This is a genomic window from Veillonellales bacterium (assembly GCA_039680175.1).
In the GTDB taxonomy this organism is placed as follows: domain Bacteria; phylum Bacillota; class Negativicutes; order JAAYSF01; family JAAYSF01; genus JBDKTO01.
On sequence record JBDKTO010000071.1, the window covers coordinates 13,792 to 32,137 of the forward strand.

At 41.1% G+C, this 18,346-nt stretch carries 19 protein-coding genes; 15 read left to right on the forward strand and 4 right to left on the reverse strand.

Features of this window, described 5'->3' with window-relative positions; translation table 11 throughout:
* The 15 genes from ABFC84_11680 to ABFC84_11750 all read left to right on the forward strand — a co-directional run bounded on the left by ABFC84_11680 (position 1) and on the right by ABFC84_11750 (position 16,597).
* Complete coding sequence (locus ABFC84_11680; protein ID MEN6413396.1) at positions 1-825, forward strand: biotin/lipoate A/B protein ligase family protein; 825 nt, start codon at positions 1-3, stop codon at positions 823-825.
* Between the two features lie 15 nt (positions 826-840).
* Positions 841-2,223 (forward strand): dihydrolipoyl dehydrogenase, encoded by a 1,383-nt coding sequence (gene lpdA, locus ABFC84_11685; GenBank protein ID MEN6413397.1) that lies wholly within the window; start codon positions 841-843, stop codon positions 2,221-2,223.
* 51 nt (positions 2,224-2,274) lie between these two features.
* Positions 2,275-2,934 carry an L-serine ammonia-lyase, iron-sulfur-dependent subunit beta gene (gene sdaAB, locus ABFC84_11690; GenBank protein MEN6413398.1) on the forward strand — a complete coding sequence of 220 codons (660 nt, stop codon included), beginning with the start codon at positions 2,275-2,277 and terminating at the stop codon, positions 2,932-2,934.
* Between the two features lie 15 nt (positions 2,935-2,949).
* Positions 2,950-3,807: an L-serine ammonia-lyase, iron-sulfur-dependent, subunit alpha gene (sdaAA, locus tag ABFC84_11695; protein ID MEN6413399.1), complete on the forward strand. Its 858-nt coding sequence runs from the start codon at positions 2,950-2,952 to the stop codon at positions 3,805-3,807.
* Positions 3,808-4,233: 426 nt separating this feature from the next.
* Positions 4,234-5,637: a sigma 54-interacting transcriptional regulator gene (locus ABFC84_11700; protein MEN6413400.1), complete on the forward strand. Its 1,404-nt coding sequence runs from the start codon at positions 4,234-4,236 to the stop codon at positions 5,635-5,637.
* 474 nt (positions 5,638-6,111) lie between these two features.
* Entirely contained in the window at positions 6,112-7,365 is a 1,254-nt protein-coding gene (locus ABFC84_11705; protein ID MEN6413401.1) for a Zn-dependent hydrolase, read from the forward strand.
* Positions 7,366-7,444: 79 nt separating this feature from the next.
* On the forward strand, positions 7,445-7,762 hold the full coding sequence (locus tag ABFC84_11710) for a UxaA family hydrolase (GenBank protein ID MEN6413402.1): 318 nt from the start codon (positions 7,445-7,447) through the stop codon (positions 7,760-7,762).
* A 51-nt stretch (positions 7,763-7,813) separates the two neighbouring features.
* Positions 7,814-9,019 (forward strand): UxaA family hydrolase, encoded by a 1,206-nt coding sequence (locus tag ABFC84_11715; protein MEN6413403.1) that lies wholly within the window; start codon positions 7,814-7,816, stop codon positions 9,017-9,019.
* 113 nt (positions 9,020-9,132) lie between these two features.
* Positions 9,133-9,849: a DUF1847 domain-containing protein gene (locus ABFC84_11720; GenBank protein ID MEN6413404.1), complete on the forward strand. Its 717-nt coding sequence runs from the start codon at positions 9,133-9,135 to the stop codon at positions 9,847-9,849.
* Positions 9,850-9,892: 43 nt separating this feature from the next.
* Complete coding sequence (locus ABFC84_11725) at positions 9,893-11,452, forward strand: ABC transporter substrate-binding protein (protein MEN6413405.1); 1,560 nt, start codon at positions 9,893-9,895, stop codon at positions 11,450-11,452.
* Between the two features lie 29 nt (positions 11,453-11,481).
* Positions 11,482-12,435, forward strand: coding sequence for an ABC transporter permease (locus ABFC84_11730; GenBank protein ID MEN6413406.1), 954 nt, complete (start codon positions 11,482-11,484; stop codon positions 12,433-12,435).
* Positions 12,436-12,456: 21 nt separating this feature from the next.
* Positions 12,457-13,311 (forward strand): ABC transporter permease, encoded by an 855-nt coding sequence (locus ABFC84_11735; protein ID MEN6413407.1) that lies wholly within the window; start codon positions 12,457-12,459, stop codon positions 13,309-13,311.
* Positions 13,312-13,339: 28 nt separating this feature from the next.
* The gene (locus ABFC84_11740) at positions 13,340-14,356 is read left to right on the forward strand and encodes an ABC transporter ATP-binding protein (GenBank protein MEN6413408.1); all 1,017 of its coding nucleotides are present in this window, start codon (positions 13,340-13,342) and stop codon (positions 14,354-14,356) included.
* Positions 14,338-15,324, forward strand: coding sequence for a dipeptide ABC transporter ATP-binding protein (locus ABFC84_11745; protein ID MEN6413409.1), 987 nt, complete (start codon positions 14,338-14,340; stop codon positions 15,322-15,324). Before ABFC84_11740 ends, ABFC84_11745 begins: the two co-directional genes overlap by 19 nt.
* Positions 15,325-15,421: 97 nt before the next feature.
* A complete protein-coding gene (locus ABFC84_11750; protein ID MEN6413410.1) occupies positions 15,422-16,597 on the forward strand; it encodes a mandelate racemase/muconate lactonizing enzyme family protein in 1,176 nt (391 codons plus the stop codon).
* A gap of 438 nt (positions 16,598-17,035) precedes the next feature.
* On the opposite strand, the gene ABFC84_11755 is transcribed toward ABFC84_11750, so the two are convergent.
* From ABFC84_11755 to ABFC84_11770, 4 genes are all read right to left on the reverse strand, one after another.
* Complete coding sequence (locus ABFC84_11755) at positions 17,036-17,251, reverse strand: hypothetical protein (GenBank protein MEN6413411.1); 216 nt, start codon at positions 17,249-17,251, stop codon at positions 17,036-17,038.
* A 79-nt stretch (positions 17,252-17,330) separates the two neighbouring features.
* The gene (locus ABFC84_11760; protein ID MEN6413412.1) at positions 17,331-17,546 is read right to left on the reverse strand and encodes a DUF3791 domain-containing protein; all 216 of its coding nucleotides are present in this window, start codon (positions 17,544-17,546) and stop codon (positions 17,331-17,333) included.
* 2 nt (positions 17,547-17,548) lie between these two features.
* A complete protein-coding gene (locus ABFC84_11765; protein ID MEN6413413.1) occupies positions 17,549-17,788 on the reverse strand; it encodes a hypothetical protein in 240 nt (79 codons plus the stop codon).
* Between the two features lies 1 nt (position 17,789).
* Positions 17,790-18,308: a DUF3990 domain-containing protein gene (locus ABFC84_11770; GenBank protein ID MEN6413414.1), complete on the reverse strand. Its 519-nt coding sequence runs from the start codon at positions 18,306-18,308 to the stop codon at positions 17,790-17,792.
* Between the last annotated feature and the right edge of the window lie 38 nt (positions 18,309-18,346).

Sequence of the window (18,346 nt, forward strand, 5' to 3'; positions counted from 1 at the left end):
ATGTGGCGGGTAATTGATACAGGTTTAATGGATGCGGCAGCCAATATGGCTATTGATGAAGCGATCCTGCTGTCACACACGCGGGACGAGGTTCCTCCAACCTTGCGGTTATACGGTTGGAAACAACCGGCTGTTAGTTTGGGATACTTTCAAAAGTCGCAGGACGAAATTGATTTGGAAGCCTGTGCCGAGCAGGGAATCCCAGTGGTCAGAAGAATGACCGGAGGCAGGGCGGTACTTCATGATGCCGAATTGACCTACAGCCTTGTTGTCAAAGAAAATAGTAAAGACATTCCTAAAAGTATTACGGCTTCCTATCGTTATTTTAGCGGCGGGCTGATAAAAGGGTTGAACAAGCTGGGAATTAAGGCGCAAATGAATATGCCGCGCCAGGCTTACGGACAGGGCAGGCCAGATCGTCACCATACATCAGCGGCTTGCTTCGATGCCTCCTCCCACTATGAAGTTACCTACGAAGGGAAAAAACTGATTGGCAGCGCCCAAGTACGAAAACAAGGTGTGATTCTCCAGCATGGTTCCATTTTGCTGCGATTTTCTCCTGAAAAACTGATCGGAATCTTAAAATGGAAGTCTCCGGCTCAACGAGCGGCAGCAGCAAAACTGCTGGCACAGAATGTGGCTTCGCTAGAGTTGGCTGGGCAGGGTATTAAACGGCAAACCTTGTGTTCCGCTATTATAAGCGGCTTTAGCGAGCAACTGGGAATCAATCTTATTCCCCAGGAACTTTCGGCAGAAGAAACAGCAGCCGGCAGAGAATTGGCTGCTGTGAAGTACAGTCAGGCAAGCTGGAATTTGAAGCGATAGACGGGAGGAAACAGAATGGATTATGACGTTGCAGTAATCGGCGGGGGCCCGGGAGGATATGCTGCCGCTATTAAGGCGGCAAAGCTGGGAGCCAAGGTTTTGTTAGTAGAAAAAGAAAAAATTGGCGGAGTTTGTTTGCATCATGGCTGTATTCCAACTAAGACCTTGCTAGATAGTGCTGAAAAATGGCGCCAACTGCATAGTTTGTCTGAGTTTGGACTGACGGCGGATAATCTCGCTTTTGATTTTACCAAGGTTAAGGAACGGATGAATCAGGTAATTTCTCAGCTGGAACGTGGTATTTTGCAAATGGTCAAAAGCAGTGCCGTTGAAATAAAATATGGTACGGCGGTTTTAGAAGCACCCCAGGTGTTTAAGATACAATCTTCTTCTGCCGACATGGAACAATATACGGCACAAAATATTATTTTGGCTACCGGATCGGAACCTATAGGACTGCCCGTGCCCGGCAGCAATTTGGCAGGAGTCCTCAATAGTGATCAAGTACTTTCCCTGACAGAGGTGCCGCGCAGCATGGTGATTGTGGGAGCCGGTGCAGTGGGACTCGAGTTCGCTACCGCCTTTAAGTCCTTTGGCTGTAATGTTACGGTGGTGGAAATGATGCCGCAAATTTTACCCGGAGCAGACAGTGATATCGTAAAACGTTTAGGCTTTTTAATGCGGAAACAGGGCTTCAAAATCCTGACAAATACCAAAGTAATTCGTTTGGCGCAAGGCGATGACGCGCTGGAAATCGAAGTGGACAATGGTAAAAATGCCCAAGTCTTAACAGCGGAAAAAGTACTGGTCGCGATTGGCAGAAAGCCTCTGACAGAAGGGCTGGGCCTGGAAAGAGCCGGGGTGAAATACAGTGCTAAAGGGATTGAAGTTGATGCGAAGCTTACGACTAATGTCAAAGGAATTTACGCAATCGGTGACGTAACGGGTAAATCCATGCTGGCGCATGCCGCGTCAACGGCTGGAATCGCAGCGGCTGAGAATGCTCTCGGCGGTCAGGCGGCTGTAGATTTTAGTGCGGTGCCCGCTTGTGTATTTACAACGCCGGAAGTGGCAATGGTGGGATTAACCGAGCAGGCCGCTGCTGCGAGCGGGCGAAGTATAAAAATTAGCAAAGCCAACTTTGCAGCGAACGGTAAGGCTGTTTCTATGGGTCAGATCGACGGGTTAGTTAAAATTATTGCCGACAGCGGCAATGATCAAATTTTGGGGATGCATATTCTGGGACCACATGCGAGCGATTTAATCATGGAAGGCGCTTTGGCTGTTACCAACGGGCTTAGAGCGAAAGACATAGGCAGGACGATTCATCCTCATCCGACTATTTCGGAAACGATAATGGGATGTATACATGGTTTTGAAAGCCCAAAGGTTTATTAGGCGGAATAAAAAAGTAGTACAACATTCTTGCCGCTGTGAGGGGAGGTTCATATGGGAGTATTTGATGTAGTTGGTCCGGTGATGATTGGCCCATCCAGTTCGCATACCGCAGGAGCTGCCAGACTTGGAAAAATGGTGCGTAATATTTTGGGCGAACAGCCAATAGAGGCCATAATTTATTTATATGGCTCTTTTGCCCAAACTTATAAAGGGCACGGGACAGATAAAGCCTTAGCGGCGGGACTTTTGGGCTTTTCGGCCGAAGATCCGAGAATTAGGGAAGCATTGACGCTTGCAGTACAATCGAATATGAAAATTGCATTTAAAACGGTAACTGATACAGGGTACCATCCGAATACGGCAGAATTTGAACTTCGGGGCCAGTCCGGTAAAACACTGAAGGTTGTCGGTGCTTCCGTTGGCGGGGGCAAGATTGTTGTCAGCAAAATTAATAATTACGATGTCGAAATTACCGGCGAGTACTTTACTTTAATTGCAATTTATCCCGACAAACCCGGAGTTATTGCCGCAGTCAGCCACATGCTGGCCCGATATAATGTGAATATTGCCTTTATGAAGGTTTCACGCCAGGAAAAGGGAGAGCAGGCATTGATGATTGTACAAACGGATCAGCTTATTGATGAAGAAACGCTCTTTTCCATAAAGTCGTTACCGGTAATCCATTCAGCGTTGGTGGTACAGCCGTTATGAAGGAGGCAACATAACATGATTCATTTTAAAAGTAGTGCCGATTTGGTAGCGCTGGCTGAGAAAACAGAGAAGCCGCTTTCGAATATTATCTGGGAGTGGGAAACCGAGAGAAGTGAGAGCCTGCCAGACAAAGTATGGGAGGAAATGAAAAAAAGACTCCATGTTATGAAACAGGCTGTCATGCAAGGGATGAATCAGCCGAAAAAATCATTTAGCGGATTGGCCGGCGGTGACGCCTGCAAGTTAGCGTCGGGCAACAGCTTCATCGGTCCGGTCGTTGCGAAAGCAACAGCCTACGCAATTGCGGTAAGCGAAGTCAATGCCACTATGGGGCGGATTGTAGCTTGTCCTACGGCAGGTTCCTGCGGGATCGTTCCGGGAGCCATTTGTGCCGTACAGGATTTTTTGCATTGCAGCGATGACGTATTGGTGCGGGCTTTGTTTACGGCAGCTGGAATCGGACAGGTTATTGCTGATAATGCTACCGTTTCCGGTGCCGTGGGCGGTTGTCAGGCTGAATGCGGCACAGCAGCAGCCATGGCTGCCGGTGCTGTTGTAGAAATGCTGGGTGGGACACCCGGACAGTCGGCACAGGCACTCGCTTTGGCACTGAAAAATATGTTGGGGCTTGTCTGTGATCCTGTTGCCGGACTTGTGGAAGTGCCTTGTATAAAACGGAATGCTTTTGCGACTGTTCATGCTTTGGTGGCAGCTCATATGGCGCTGGCGGGAATTAAAAGTATTATACCTGCAGATGAAGTTATTGCTGCTATGTATCAGATCGGCTTAGATATTCCTCGCTCTTTAAAGGAAACCTCTAAAGGAGGTTTGGCAAAGACACCGACGGCTTTGCGCTTAAAGGAAAAGCTGTGATTAACTTATCTGTGGTGAAGTTCATAGGATGGATATACTTCGTATTTTATTAGCTGTCAGAATATGTATATTTGTCGATTTATGATGTATTGACAAGAAAAAAGGCGGAGAATATAATAATGGCAATACCATAATTTAATATTAAAAGAATGAATCGTTTTCAGCAGTAGAAAAGGTAGTATGTTTATTATTTAGTATTTAGTATCTTAATTGAATAAGGGCAACGATGCTCTTAAGAGAGAAAATCTCTTAAGAGTTTTTTATTTGCCAACTTTTTCATAATTTGATTTTTAGATAAAAATCACAGTAGTAACTGCAGCAGTTAATTTATTATTTATTTGCGTTGAGGATAACTTAGTTTGATTTATGAAAATCTCTCAGTTAGTTTATTGCTAATAATGATAGGGGGATTACGCTGTGAGTAGAATGATTGATAGAGAGTTGAATTTGCAATCTATGGATTTGTCAAAAATATTCGAGGTGATTATTAATTCGGAATTTGATGAAGTAACTATAACCGATCAGAACGGTGTTTTTATTAGTGTATTTAAGACATGTAATAACAATTTTGGAATTGATAAAAACAAAATGCTTGGTAAAAGCGCTTATGATCTGGAAAAAGACGGGGTCTTTTCTAAATCAGTGACTCTCAGGGTGTTAAAAGAAAAAAAGAAGATATCTTTGGTGCAAGAAACTGCGGCAGGAAAAAGGTTGCTGGTGACAGGTATGCCTTGCTTTAATTCGAGTGGTAATTTGATGGGGGTCATTAATGTATCAAGGGATATTACAGAATATGAATCGCTACGCCAAAGAATTGGTGAAATAGAAGGTATTTTAAAGTGGTACAAAAAAGAATTTCAAAAGAGGCAGATTCTTAAAGAAAATTTCTTTATTGGTGAAAGTAGAAAAATGGAAACGACAATCAATCTGATTAATCGTGTTGCTGATACAGATGCTACGGTAATATTGACGGGAGAAACGGGCGTTGGTAAAAGTTTTTTTGCTAGGTCTATTCATCAATTAAGCAATCATAGAGATAAACCGTTTGTGCAAATAAATTGTAGTGCAATTCCTGAAACATTAATGGAATCGGAATTATTTGGTTATGAAGAGGGGTCCTTTACTGGAGCCAGTAGAAAAGGGAAAAAAGGATTGTTTGAAATAGCCCAAAATGGAACAATTTTTTTAGATGAAATAGCGGAAATTCCATTGCATTTACAGGCAAAATTACTTAATGTTCTTCAAGAAAAAAGATTTTATAAAATTGGCGGAACTAAAGCTTTTGAGGTTCAGGCGAGAATAATATCGGCAACCAATAAAAACCTAATGGAACTAGTTCGAGAAGGGCGCTTTAGAGAAGATTTGTACTTTAGGCTGAATGTTATTCCTATTCACATTCCTTCATTAAAAGAACGAATTGAGGATATTCCAAATTTTGTATATTATTTTCTTGAAAAATTTAATAAGAAATATGATGTTCATAAACAGATTACAGCGGAGGTGTATCATATGTTGATTAATTACTCCTGGCCGGGAAATATTCGTGAATTAGAAAATACTTTAGAAAGATTAGTAATTACTTCCAACGGCGAACTTATTGATAAAACAAATTTATTTTTGCCCATAAAAGCCGAACAAACAGCGGACACAATCTTTTCTTTAGATACGGTAATTCCTTTAAAACAAGCATTAGAACAGTTAGAAGAAAAATTGCTGACGAAAGCTATGGGACAATGTAAGACAACCCGTAATGCGGCAAAAATATTAGAAATTGATCAGTCAACAGTTGTAAAAAAACTTAAAAAATATCATAAAACTGTAGTTTTATAATATTTGATTGGTGAAGATAGAGTAAGGCCAAATACAAACGCGGTTTGATGCCGATAGTCATCATCAGTGGCGTAAACGGCTAAAAAGCGATGACGACGGTCATCGTTTGATGAAATAATTCCTTCAAGCGATATATATGTAGGATTAAAAGGATTGATAAAATACGATTTTAATACTAATAATCCCGTAAAATAAATAAATTTAAGAGAAACCTATTGGCACGATAATTGCATATATTTTAAGTAGTAATTTAAAGACAGATCTTTTGTTAAAAGGAAAATTCTACAAAAATTTTTAGGCAATGACGCCGTTGAATGTCTGAGTATATACAGATAATTTAACGGCGTTTTATATTGGGAGGGGATCAACATTAAAGATAAATTTAAAAATCAATTCTATACCGACTATTTTATAACAGGATGATAAAGAGACGAATTGCTAGAATGAATATGATTTGAATTCGAGGTGTAGAATGTGGAAACACAAATTAACAGGATACGACAAGTGATCAAGGAAGTCACCCGATTTAATAGTACACCAGGAGAAGGATATAGCAGATTTTCTTATAGCGAACAAGACAGACAGGCAAGAGAATATTTTAGCTGCGAATTTTTAAAATTGGGTCTCAAGGTACGTGTGGATGGTGTAGGCAATATTAGAGCACGTTTGGAGGGAGATGATCCAAGCCTTTCGTCTGTAATGATCGGCTCACATATTGATACAGTTTTGCATGGTGGGAAGTTTGACGGTTTACTTGGAGTTGCAGCTGCTTTAGAAGTAGTAAGAGTTATAGTCGATAATAAGCTGAAGCTGTTGCATCCAATTGAAATTATTATTTTTACCGAAGAAGAAGGGTCTAATTTCGGCTCAACAATGGCTGGCAGTAAAGCAATGACGGGTAAATATACTCTAAATGACCTGAAAAATTTAAAAAACAATGATGGTATTTCAATGTATGAAACGGCTAATGATTTTGGGCTTTATATTGATAATATAGAAAACCAGCAAATAAAACCGGGTTCCGTGAAAGCTATGTTGGAAATGCATATTGAACAAGGCTCAATTCTAGATAATAAGAAGATTCCCATTGGAATAGTGGAAGCTGTTGCAGGCAGTAAGCTGCTGCGGGTAGAAATCCAGGGACTCTCGAATCATGCTGGAGCTACACCGATGAATCTACGTAAGGATCCGATGGTGGCTGCGGCAAAAATAATTTCTGCGGTTGAGAAAATTGTCCGTGAAGAGGCTTTGAATACTACAGTAGGGACGGTTGGCAAGATATTTTGCTATCCTAATGTTCCAAATTGCATTCCGGGAAAAGTTTCTTTTACTGTTGACGTGCGGGATGTTACGGCTCAAGGAATTGAGCTGGCGGTTCAAGAGATTAATAGAATTATTAAACAAATTTGTGATTTACATGAAGTGAGTGCTAATGTTGGGGTAATCGCTGAGTCAAATGCATTCGTGCTGTCTGAGAAAATTATAAATCTTCTAGAAAAAACGGCTTTGCGGAAAAAACTACCTTATATAAGGATGAACAGCGGTGCCGTTCACGATTCTTGCATGATGACTGACGTTACCGATGTGGGGATAATCTTTGTGCCCAGTATTGATGGTAGAAGTCATGTTCCGGAAGAAGACACCCGCTATGAAGATATAAAACTGGGAAGCGATTTATTGCTGGAAACCGTTTTGATGCTAGCCGGTGAAGCAATGAGCTTAATATAAGACATTAATTATGCTTGATGCTGCGAGCGTATTACCCGGGAGGGCTGAATGAAATAATTAGAAAGGATAACTAACTATTATGGAAATGAATGCTTTGGTGCTGAACAAAAATGACAATGTGGGGACAGCGATAGTCGATTTGCAAAAGGGTGATTTTGCTAGGATGCACATTGATGGGGAGATGAAAACTATAAAATTGCGGGAGAATGTACCTTTTGGATTTAAAATTTCCTTATGTGTAATTAAAGCCAGCAAACCAATTATTAAGTATGGTGCGAAAATAGGCGTGGCTTCTAAGGACATTCAGCCTGGTATGGTTGTTCACGTTCATAATTGCGAGGGGGCCCGCGGACGCGGCGATTTGTCCTATCAAACAGTCGGTTCGGATAAATTTTAGCAGTTAGGTTTTTGAAAGTATACCTTATTGTTACATAGGGAGGAATTGAATATGAAGACGTTTCTGGGATATCCCCGCCCAAACGGCTCGTTTGGTATTCGCAACTGGGTATTAATCATACCAGCTCAACGAGAGGTAAATATTTTAGCAAAAAAAATTTCACAAATGGTAAATGGCACTAAGGTTATTTTAACAACTGGCGAGGGGGGGCGACCTAAGAATGACAGGAAAACAATTGCCCGTACGTTTATTGGCCTGGGAATAAACTCCAATATTGCAGGAGTACTGGTTATCGGCTTACAAAAAGGCTATGGCTACCCGGAATTACATGAAGATATTTTAACTGAGCAGATAAAAACGGAAACTGGTAAACCCGTTCGTACCCTTATTGTAAGTGATTCAGGCGGTTTTTATAGTGCTTTGGGTGAAGGCATACGTGTTGCGCGGGAGCTTGTGAATGAAGCTACGAATATACGAAGGGTGCCATGTGCATTAAGCAACTTAAAAATTGGTATTAAATGTGGCATGTCTGATCCTACATCTGGCATTGTGGGGAATCCGGTTGTTGGCAAGGTTTTAGATATAATAGTTGCGGCTGGGGGGATGGGCTTTTTTTCCGAAACAACGGAATTGATTGGTGCCGAGGAAATAGTTGCTAAGCGAGGTGTGAATTCGGAAGTTGAAAAGGCGATTCTTCGGGTGGTTCATGTAACGGAGGAGAAAGCCAAGGCAACGGGTGAAGATATTCGAAGTATTAATCCGATTCCGGCTAATATCGCTGCCGGAATTACTACATTGGAAGAAAAATCAATTGGGGCTATAGCCAAATCAGGTTCTATGGCAATTGAGGGAGTACTTAATTATGCAGAAAGGCCTGTGAAACCAGGATTGTATTATATGGATTCTTGGATGTCTTCTTTATCGTTGCCACTTGGTTATGCTGCGGCGGGAGTTCATTTATTTATCTATCAGATGGGCGGCGGCGGAATGCCTGCTTATTCTCCTATGCCGGCAATTAACAGTGGTATTATTAGTCCGCTGATGTATGTTACCGGAAACAGGCAAACGTATAGGCAAAATAGCGATAGTATGGATTTTGATTCTTCTGCAGTTATGGAAGGAAAACAGTCTATTAATGAAATGGCTGAGAGGATGCTTGACCGTATTCTGGAAATTGCTTCCGGCTCATGGACAAAAATGGAAAGCTGGAATTATAATGATCCAACTGAAATCCTATTACAAGGACCTTGTTTTTAATTAGGTTGTTTTTAGAATGCCCCGCTGAACCTGTATGAACGTCTAAAACGAGGGTGTTGTATAAAAACTTTTATATAAATTATATGCTCTAAATTAACAAGGAGGTATAACAAATGATTAGTCATGGTAAGTGTGCCCAATGTAAGCTTAAAAATCGGATTTGCCAACGAATGGATGGTAATAGTCCAGCTTTTTGTTCCACTTGTCTATATGCTGATGTTATTCAAGAAGCCGAGGACGAATACAATATTGCCGAAATTAATAAATTTGCCTGTGAGGCAGCCGAACAGGAGGCAACATGTTATATCGACCGCAAAGCTAGTCCGGGCTATTTATATCCAGTGAAACCGCGTGTTCAGGAAATTATCGAGTTTGCGCGAAGAATGGAATATCGTAAATTAGGAGTAGCGTTTTGTATGGGGCTGCACAAAGAAGCGGCTGTTTTTTGCAAAATACTTGAAGATCATGGTTTTGATGTGGTGTCGGTTGTATGTAAAGTTGGCGGTAAAGATAAGACTTTTCTTGGATTGAAAGAAAATCAAAAAATACATGAGGGCTGTTTTGAACCAATGTGCAATCCTATTGCACAAGCAAAAATACTAAATACTGCACAGACGGAATTCAACATTTTATTAGGATTGTGTGTTGGCCATGATTCCTTGTTTATTAAGTACTCCCAATCTTTGGTAACTATATTGGCCGTAAAGGATCGGGTGTTAGGCCATAATCCACTGGCTGCTATTTACAATTACGATTCTTATTATGAACGGTTTCAAACGGATCGAATTAAGGAACTTGATGTTAAAAGCACTCCTGGTAGAAGCAAATAATGTATCGTTATGACTTTCAGTATATTATTAGGGAGGTTGTCAAATGAGTAAGCGAAATTGGTGCATCGTACTGATTGCCATCGTTATGCTGGTATTCTTGGCTGGTTGCTCAACGTCATCGTCGGGAACGTCAGATGGTAAAGAAAAAAATGAATTAAGGGTTGCTCTATCGGCTAATCCCCCTACACTTGATCTGCATAGGACAACAGCGTCAGTTAGTCAGCAGATTGCATTTCATATGTTCGAATCGCTGGTAACATTGGATAAGGACTATAAAGTAGTGCCTATGCTAGCCGAAAAGATTGAGATAAGCCCGGACGAAAAAACGATTACCTTTCCTTTGCGCAAGGATGTTACCTTTCATAATGGAAAAGTTTTGAATGCAGAGGATGTTGTTGCGTCGATTAATCGGTGGAGAAAATTTTCGTCCGCAGGTCGCTCAACTTTGAGCCAAGCAATGGTAAGCGCTAAAGACGAACATACTGCTGTAATTACGCTTCCTCAGCCATCAAGTGCGGTTTTGCCGGCTTTAGCTAATACATCACAGGGATGTGTTATTATGCCGAAGGAAGTTATTGAGGAAGCTGGTGACAATAATGTCACACAATATGTGGGAACAGGACCGTTTCAGTTTGGCGAATGGAAACAGGATCAATATATTCATTTGAAAAAATTTGCTAATTATAAACCATTACCGGGCGAACCTAACGGTATGGCGGGGAAACATGAGGCATTGGTTGATGATTTGTATTTTATTCCCGTGGCGGATGCGGCAACCAGAGTTGCTGGCATTCAGTCGGGTGAATATGACGTTGCCGATGATATTCCGTATGATAACTACGATATCTTAAAAAATGATTCGAATCTTGTCTTAACAGTTGCCAAGCCTTTTTGTGAAAATATTATTATATTTAATACAAAAAGTGAGGTTTTTTCTAATGTAAAGGTACGTCAGGCAGTAAATGCCGCACTTGATCTAGATGCGATTATGAAAGCCGCGACTGGTAATCCGGATTTTTACGAAATTGATCCTGGGCTTATGTTCAAGGAACAGGCTTGGTATGTGGATATTGGTAAGGATAAATACAACCAAAAGAATTTGGCTCTGGCAAAAAAACTTCTCGACGAAGCTGGCTATAATGGGCAGCCAGTGAAACTTCAGGTGACGCGTGACTATGAATATTTATATAAAAGTGCTGTCGTAGTTAAAGATCAACTGGAGAAGATTGGGATGAAAGTCGATCTAGAAGTATATGATTGGCCAACATTGCTAAGCAAACGCAAAGATGAGAAAGCATGGGATATGAGTATGACTTTTCTTACAATTTTTGTCGAACCGACTCAAACCTTATATTTGGATTCAAGGTTTAATTGGGGAGGCTGGTATCATAATCCGGAAATGGACAAGCTTCTTGATGAAATCCGTGCAACCAATGATTTTGATAAAGCAAAGAAAATCTTCGAGCAAGTTCAGAGTCTTAGTTTGGATGATGCACCTATTGCTAAGCTTGGAAATATGCATGGATTAATTGCTCAACGTAAGTACGTAAAGGGATTTCATTTTTTCAAAATACTTTCTTTGACTAATGTTTCTGTTAAATAGGCGCAAGAAATAGGGAGTGAAGGATATCAATGGCACAATATATTTTTCGGCGAGTTATTTCATTGATTCCCATACTAATTGTCGTTGCAGTGGTAGACTTTATTATTATTCACCTTACCCCCGGAGATCCTGCAGCCGTAATGCTTGGTTCAGAGGCTACGGAGACGGATTTGGCCAATTTGCGTGAGCAGCTTGGCCTGAATCTCCCTATCTATATTCAGTTCGGCAAATGGATTTTAGGAGTATTGCAGGGGGATTTAGGACGGTCAATTTTTATAAATATGCCTGTTACGCAGGCAATATGGCAGCACTTGGGGCCTACCATTTCATTAACTTTATTGGCAGAGATCATTGCCGTATTATTTGCCATTCCGTTGGGTGTAATGGCAGCGACACATCGGGGGACATGGAGCGATCAGTCATTTATGATGATTGCACTGCTCGGTATTTCAATCCCTAGTTTTTGGCTGGGACTGAATTTTATCTTGCTGTTTGCCGTTAAACTAAATTGGCTCCCGGCTGCTGGGTATCAACCATTGTCAAATGGACTGGTGAATCATCTAAAATATTTGATTTTACCAGCTATTTCTCTGGGAATCATGCAGGGCGCACTGATCGCTCGAATGACTCGTTCGTCTATGCTTGAGGTGCTGAATGAAAATTATATTTTGACGGCTGAAGCCAAAGGATTAAGTCAAAGAGTTGTTATTTACAAACATGCTTTAAAGAATGCATTTATCCCAATATTAACGGTAATTGGACTGACATTTGCCACACTGATCGGTGGTGCGGTAGTTACTGAGACCGTCTTTAACATTCCCGGTATTGGAAAACTAATCGTCAATTCGGTTTTGAGACGGGATTATGTAGTTATACAAGGAACGGTTTTGATGATTGCGGTTGCCTATGTATTGATTAATTTATTTGTAGATATTTTGTACGCTTATATTGATCCACGGGTTCGATATGACGGCAAAGCATGAGGATGGAAAGGATAGATTTAAATGGGTACTGTATTACAAAAGAAGTTGCTATTACGGCGTATATTATCGAATCGGCTAGCAGTAACAGGAAGTGTGCTGATATCGATTGTGATTTTAATGGCTCTTTTTGCGCCGTTAATTGCCACTTATAGTCCTCTTGAAATGCAGGTTTTGGATCGGTTAAAACCGCCTAGCGTAGCTCATTGGTTTGGGACCGATGAATTCGGACGGGATATTTTTAGCCGAGTTGTGTATGGTAGTCAAATATCCATGGAAGTTGGGTTTTCTGTAGTTGTAATTACATCGACGGTCGGTTTGATTATCGGTCTTTATTCCGCTTACTACCGACGGTTAGATAATTTTATTATGCGCATTAATGACGGGTTAATGGCATTTCCGGCTATTTTATTGGCTATCGCCATTATGGCTGCTTTAGGGCCGACGATCAAAAACATTATTATCTCTATCAGTGTGGTACATATTCCTACGGTTGCTCGGTCAGTAAGGGCGACCGCCCTTGTAGTACGGGAACAGACATATATTGAAGCGATACGGGCTATCGGAGGAAAACCGACAAGAATTATCTGGCGGCATATAGCACCAAACTGTTTGTCGCCTTTGATTATTCAGGCAACTTTTATTTTTGCATATGCAGTGATTATTGAAGCATCCTTGAGTTTTCTGGGAGCTGGCACGCCTCCCCCCCAGCCGAGTTGGGGAAATATTTTAAACGATGGGAGAACCTTGATAAGGCAGGCATGGTGGATCATGATATTCCCTGGACTCGCAATTGCGATGACAGTATTCGGGTTAAATCTGATCGGCGATGGATTGCGGGATCTTTTGGATCCGCATACCAATAAAGCCAAAGGATAGTAAATGTTATCAAAGGAGGTGAAAATCTGTGGGAAATGCGATTCCATTGCTGCGTGTAAACAATTTAAGAACCAAGTTTTTTACTGAAGAAGGACCATTGACGGCTATTGACGGAGTTACATTTGACGTAAATGAGGGAGAGACAGTAGGTTTGGTAGGGGAATCAGGTTGTGGTAAGAGTGTTACAGCGCTGTCAATTTTGCGTCTGTTTAAGGCGCATAGCGGGACACAACTGGAGGGAGAAATTTACTTTAGACAAAAAAATTTGCTGACGATGTCGCTTGCTCAAATTCAAAAAATTCGTGGAAACCAGATTTCGATGATTTTCCAGGATCCGATGACATCATTGAATCCCCTGTATACAATTGGCAATCAAATTGTTGAATCCATTACCTTACATCAAAATGTCAATAAAAAAGCAGCTATGGAGATAGCGGTCAATATGTTGGAATTGGTAGGAATCCCTTCTCCGCAAAAACGAATTAAGGAATATTCACATCAGCTTTCTGGCGGAATGCGTCAACGCGTTATGATTGCAATGGCATTAGCATGTCATCCCAAATTACTGATTGCCGATGAGCCCACAACCGCTCTTGATGTGACGATACAGGCACAAATTCTCGATTTGATGATGGAACTGCAGCAGCAGCTGAATATGGGTATTATTTTAATCACGCATGATTTGGGGGTTGTTGCTGAAGTATGTACCCGGGTGATGGTCATGTACTTAGGTCAGATTGTCGAAGAATGTTCGGTGGAGAAGTTGTTTGCGACACCTTGTCATCCCTATACGGTTGGATTGATTCAATCCAATCCGACGCTTGATGGCAATCGAGGAAAACCACTGCATGTGATCAACGGAGTGGTTCCTTCCCTATACCATATCCCCGATGGATGCCGTTTTGCGCCGCGTTGTCCTCATGCCGATAAGCAATGTTGGGAACAGCCTCCTGAAATGGAAGTTATTTGTGCGGGACACAAGGTCAGGTGCTGGCATCGGGAAAAACAGAATGGAGATGAAACATTTTGCCGTTTAGTGACTTAAAAATAGTAGAGCCGTTGGTTAAAGTCAATAAATTGGTCAAATATTTTCCCGCTAGGGGGACATATTTTCAACCTTCTGCCATGGTAAGGGCGGTTAACGAGATTTCTTTTTCGCTGCGGGAAGGAGAAACGTATGGACTTGTCGGGGAATCCGGTTGTGGCAAAAGCACAACTGGTCGGATGATATTGCGGTTGATTGAACCAACATCCGGTGAAGTATTTTACCAAGGTAGAGATATTCTGAAATTAGATGAGCCTGAATTGCAAAAAATTCGTAAACAAGTACAGATCGTGTTTCAGGATCCTTTTTCCGCATTGAATCCTCGGATTAGGATTGGTGACGCTATCCGGGAGCCGTTGAATATTTACAATATCGGCAGTCCACAAGACCGTAAAGGCCATGTATGCGAAATTTTGAGTAAAGTTGGTTTGCAAATAGATCATTATGACCGATATCCGCATGAATTCTCTGGCGGGCAGCGACAGCGAATCGTTCTAGCCCGGGCGCTTTCCGTTCAGCCAAAGTTTGTCGTTTTAGATGAGCCGGTATCAGCATTGGATGTTTCCACGCAGTCGCAAATTATTAATTTGTTGAGAAAAATCCAGGACGGATTACAATTGACGTATTTATTTATTTCACATAACCTAAGTGTTATCCGCCATATTTCAGATCGAATCGGTGTCATGTACCTAGGGCACATATTGGAAGAGGCTGATACGGATTCGCTGTTCAGTGAGCCACAGCATCCATATACCCAGGCATTGTTGTCGGCTATTCCTCATTCCAATCCGACACGGAAACGAAGCCGGATTGTGCTAAACGGGGATGTGCCTTCGCCTTTAAATATGCCGTCCGGATGTGTTTTTCACACAAGATGTCCGATTGCAAATGAAAAATGCAAGGAAATTCCGCCTGCTTTGCGGGAGATTGGTACAAAGCACAAGGTTGCCTGTCACTTGCATGTTTAGTATCGACATTGTTTAGCACAGTAAAGATTACCCCAAGGGGTGTTAACAGCTTTTTTGCTATATGTATGTTCTATAAAAATATAAGGTGGTTTTATTAATGAAAATTACTCAAGTGGAAGTATTTCATGTACATCTACGTAAAAACTCAGGGCAACGCCCTATTTTAGTGAGAATTGGTACAGATCAAGGAATTTTTGGTGTTGGGGAAGCAGGTATGGCTTATGGTATAGGTGGAAGCGCCGCTGTTGGAATGATCAAAGACCTTTCCCAGATGCTTTTAGGATTGGATCCATTTAATACGGAATTTATATGGGAGAAGTTCTTTAAAAAAACCTTTTGGGGGCAGGGCGGAGGAACTGTCATTTTTTCCGGAATGAGTGCACTTGATATGGCGCTTTGGGACATTAAAGGAAAGGTGATGGGATTGCCGTTATATAAACTTTTAGGTGGAAAGTGCAGGAATGATCTTAGAGTATATGCTTCGCAAATTCAGTTTGGATGGGGCTCAGAGAGGAAGCCGAAAGGGCTAAAAGAAGAATACGCAGAGGAAGCCCTGAAGGCTGTTGAGGATGGCTATGATGCCATAAAAGTAGATGTATTGGCGCTTAATCGCAACGGCACTACGGATAATGTATATCTGGAAGGACCTTTAGCCAATTCTGTAATTCAACTAGGTGTAGAACGCGTAAAAGCAATCCGCGAAGCTGTTGGCCCAGACGTAGATATCATTATTGAGAATCATGCGAATACGGATATGGTTAGTGCAGTTCAGTTTGCAAAAGCAATTGAAGAATACAATATTTTCTTTTATGAAGAGATTAATACACCGTTGAATTCTAAATTACTGCAAAAGGCCAAAGAAAAGATTAATATTCCTATTGCTTCGGGTGAAAGAATATACACCCGCTGGGGATATTTACCTTTCTTTGCGGATCGTTCTATTGATATAATTCAGCCAGATATTGGCTCATGTGGTGGTTTTTCTGAGTTTAAAAAGATTGCAGACATTGCGCATGCATATGAGGTTACAGTACAAGCACATGTGGCAGGAACGGGTGTAGCAGAAGCGGCAGCCTTGCATGCTGAAACAGCAATTCCTAATTTCTGCATTCATGAACATCATCAAAAAAGTTTGTTGCCGGAGTATGCTGAACTATGCGTTTATAATTACCAGCCAGTAAGAGGACGCTATACCGTTCCAGAACTTCCTGGTATAGGGCAGGATATTACCGAAATAGTGTATAAGGATTCAGATAGAATCTTGATTAAGTAAAGCATATTGTAATAGGATAAGTATAGGATGATGCGGTCGCTGTAATTCAGCAGCTAATGGACGATGAAAAAAATGAGCAAAGAGGGGAGTGATTTTTATTTTCAAGTGTGCATAGAATGCATGTTTTTCAAAAATTCTATGCATTCTATTTATAATCACCCCACAGGCAAAAAAACAAGGACTTTGGAATAAATTCCAAAGTCCTTTCTCTTGTAAATGGCGGAGTGGCAGGGATTTGAACCCTGGCAGGGATTGCTCCCTCTAACGATTTAGCAATTAGTCCCCAGCCTTTTTTTGCCTGTTTTATGTGCATTTTAGGCTGTTTTTTACACAAAACCAGGGCATATTTTTTATTTTTTATATGTTTTCCATGCAGTATAATTTGAAATCACCCCACAAATCACCCCATAGGAAAAATCGATTTCCGGCAGCCACTTTCTATTTATCCCCGAAAATTCCATTAGTGTTAATGTCAATTGGCCCGCGGATTGAGGTATCAACATCCAACACCTCATGGACGGCAACTTTCATCATGGCGGATACCTCGTCTATGGAATGTTCGGGCGTTCCTTGAAGCCGACTCTCTTCTGAGACAAGCAAGTTTTCCCGCAGACGCAGCATACTTTCCCTTTTCGTATAGGTTGCGATATCCATAACCACGAGATCACCTTCGCCGTTTTTAGTCAAATAAACTGTACTTGCTGCATATTTGAATTGCCTCGCGAGAATAATCTTAAGAAATGATTTTACGATCTCTTTCACGGATAAAATTATCAATGTCATTTATGATATAGTTTGATCCTGTTGTATGCAAGGCATCGTAACAGTCATAAAGATAATTTTGTACACCATATTTCTTAAACAGTTCCATGGTTGCCCTGCCGGTCATACGTTTTTGCGTCTTATATTCCTCAATGCAATACACCAAAAAGGGCAAATTCTTGCTCATGCTTAAGCCTCCTCAGGAAAAGTAATTTGGCCGGTTTGCTTCTCCTCGGCGAACATTTCATATAGTGTTAACGGACTTAAATGCCAAAGTTTTGTATCTTCATCTTCCAGTAATGCATATAGCTCAGATTGATATAATGCCTCTGTAGCCTGCAGTTCATCCACTTTTTGCTTTTCGGCAATTAAGGCAATTAATTGTGGCACAATCAAAGTAAGTATTCCATGCAGTTGTTTTTCTTCCATTTTAGTATTCCTCCTCAAGGCTACCTGAAAACTTCAAGTACGTTAAGGACTTTTCAGTTGCAAAAACAACTTGATCATATAAATTTTTCACCTTTAGAGCAGCTAATGTTTGCTCTTTTGTTAAGAGACCGCTTGTATAAAGGGTAAAAGTCCGATAAACGTCATCATCTGCAACCGGACCAATAATACAATCATATTGCCTCCCGGTATATTCGCCTGCTCTGTTAAGTGAAACAAAATCCAGCCATTTTTCATTAGCATAATCAAAGCGTAAAACGTCTAATGCCTGCAGGGCACGCTCTTCATCTAAATGATAAACATTTACGATTGCTTTTCCAATTTTTCGGCGTATCATTACTTTTTTTGAAAAATTGGTTGCCTGTGCTTTATTTGTTGTTGTATAAAAGCCGAATCCAAAATCTAAAAATCTATTCTGGATAATCAGCTTCGGTTTTGACACCATTTGGTTAGTGCCATGATAAAGCAACATAGCAAGACTACCTCCGCTCTTCTTATCCATCAGTATGCCAATAGTTAATCGTCAATATGTTATGCTTC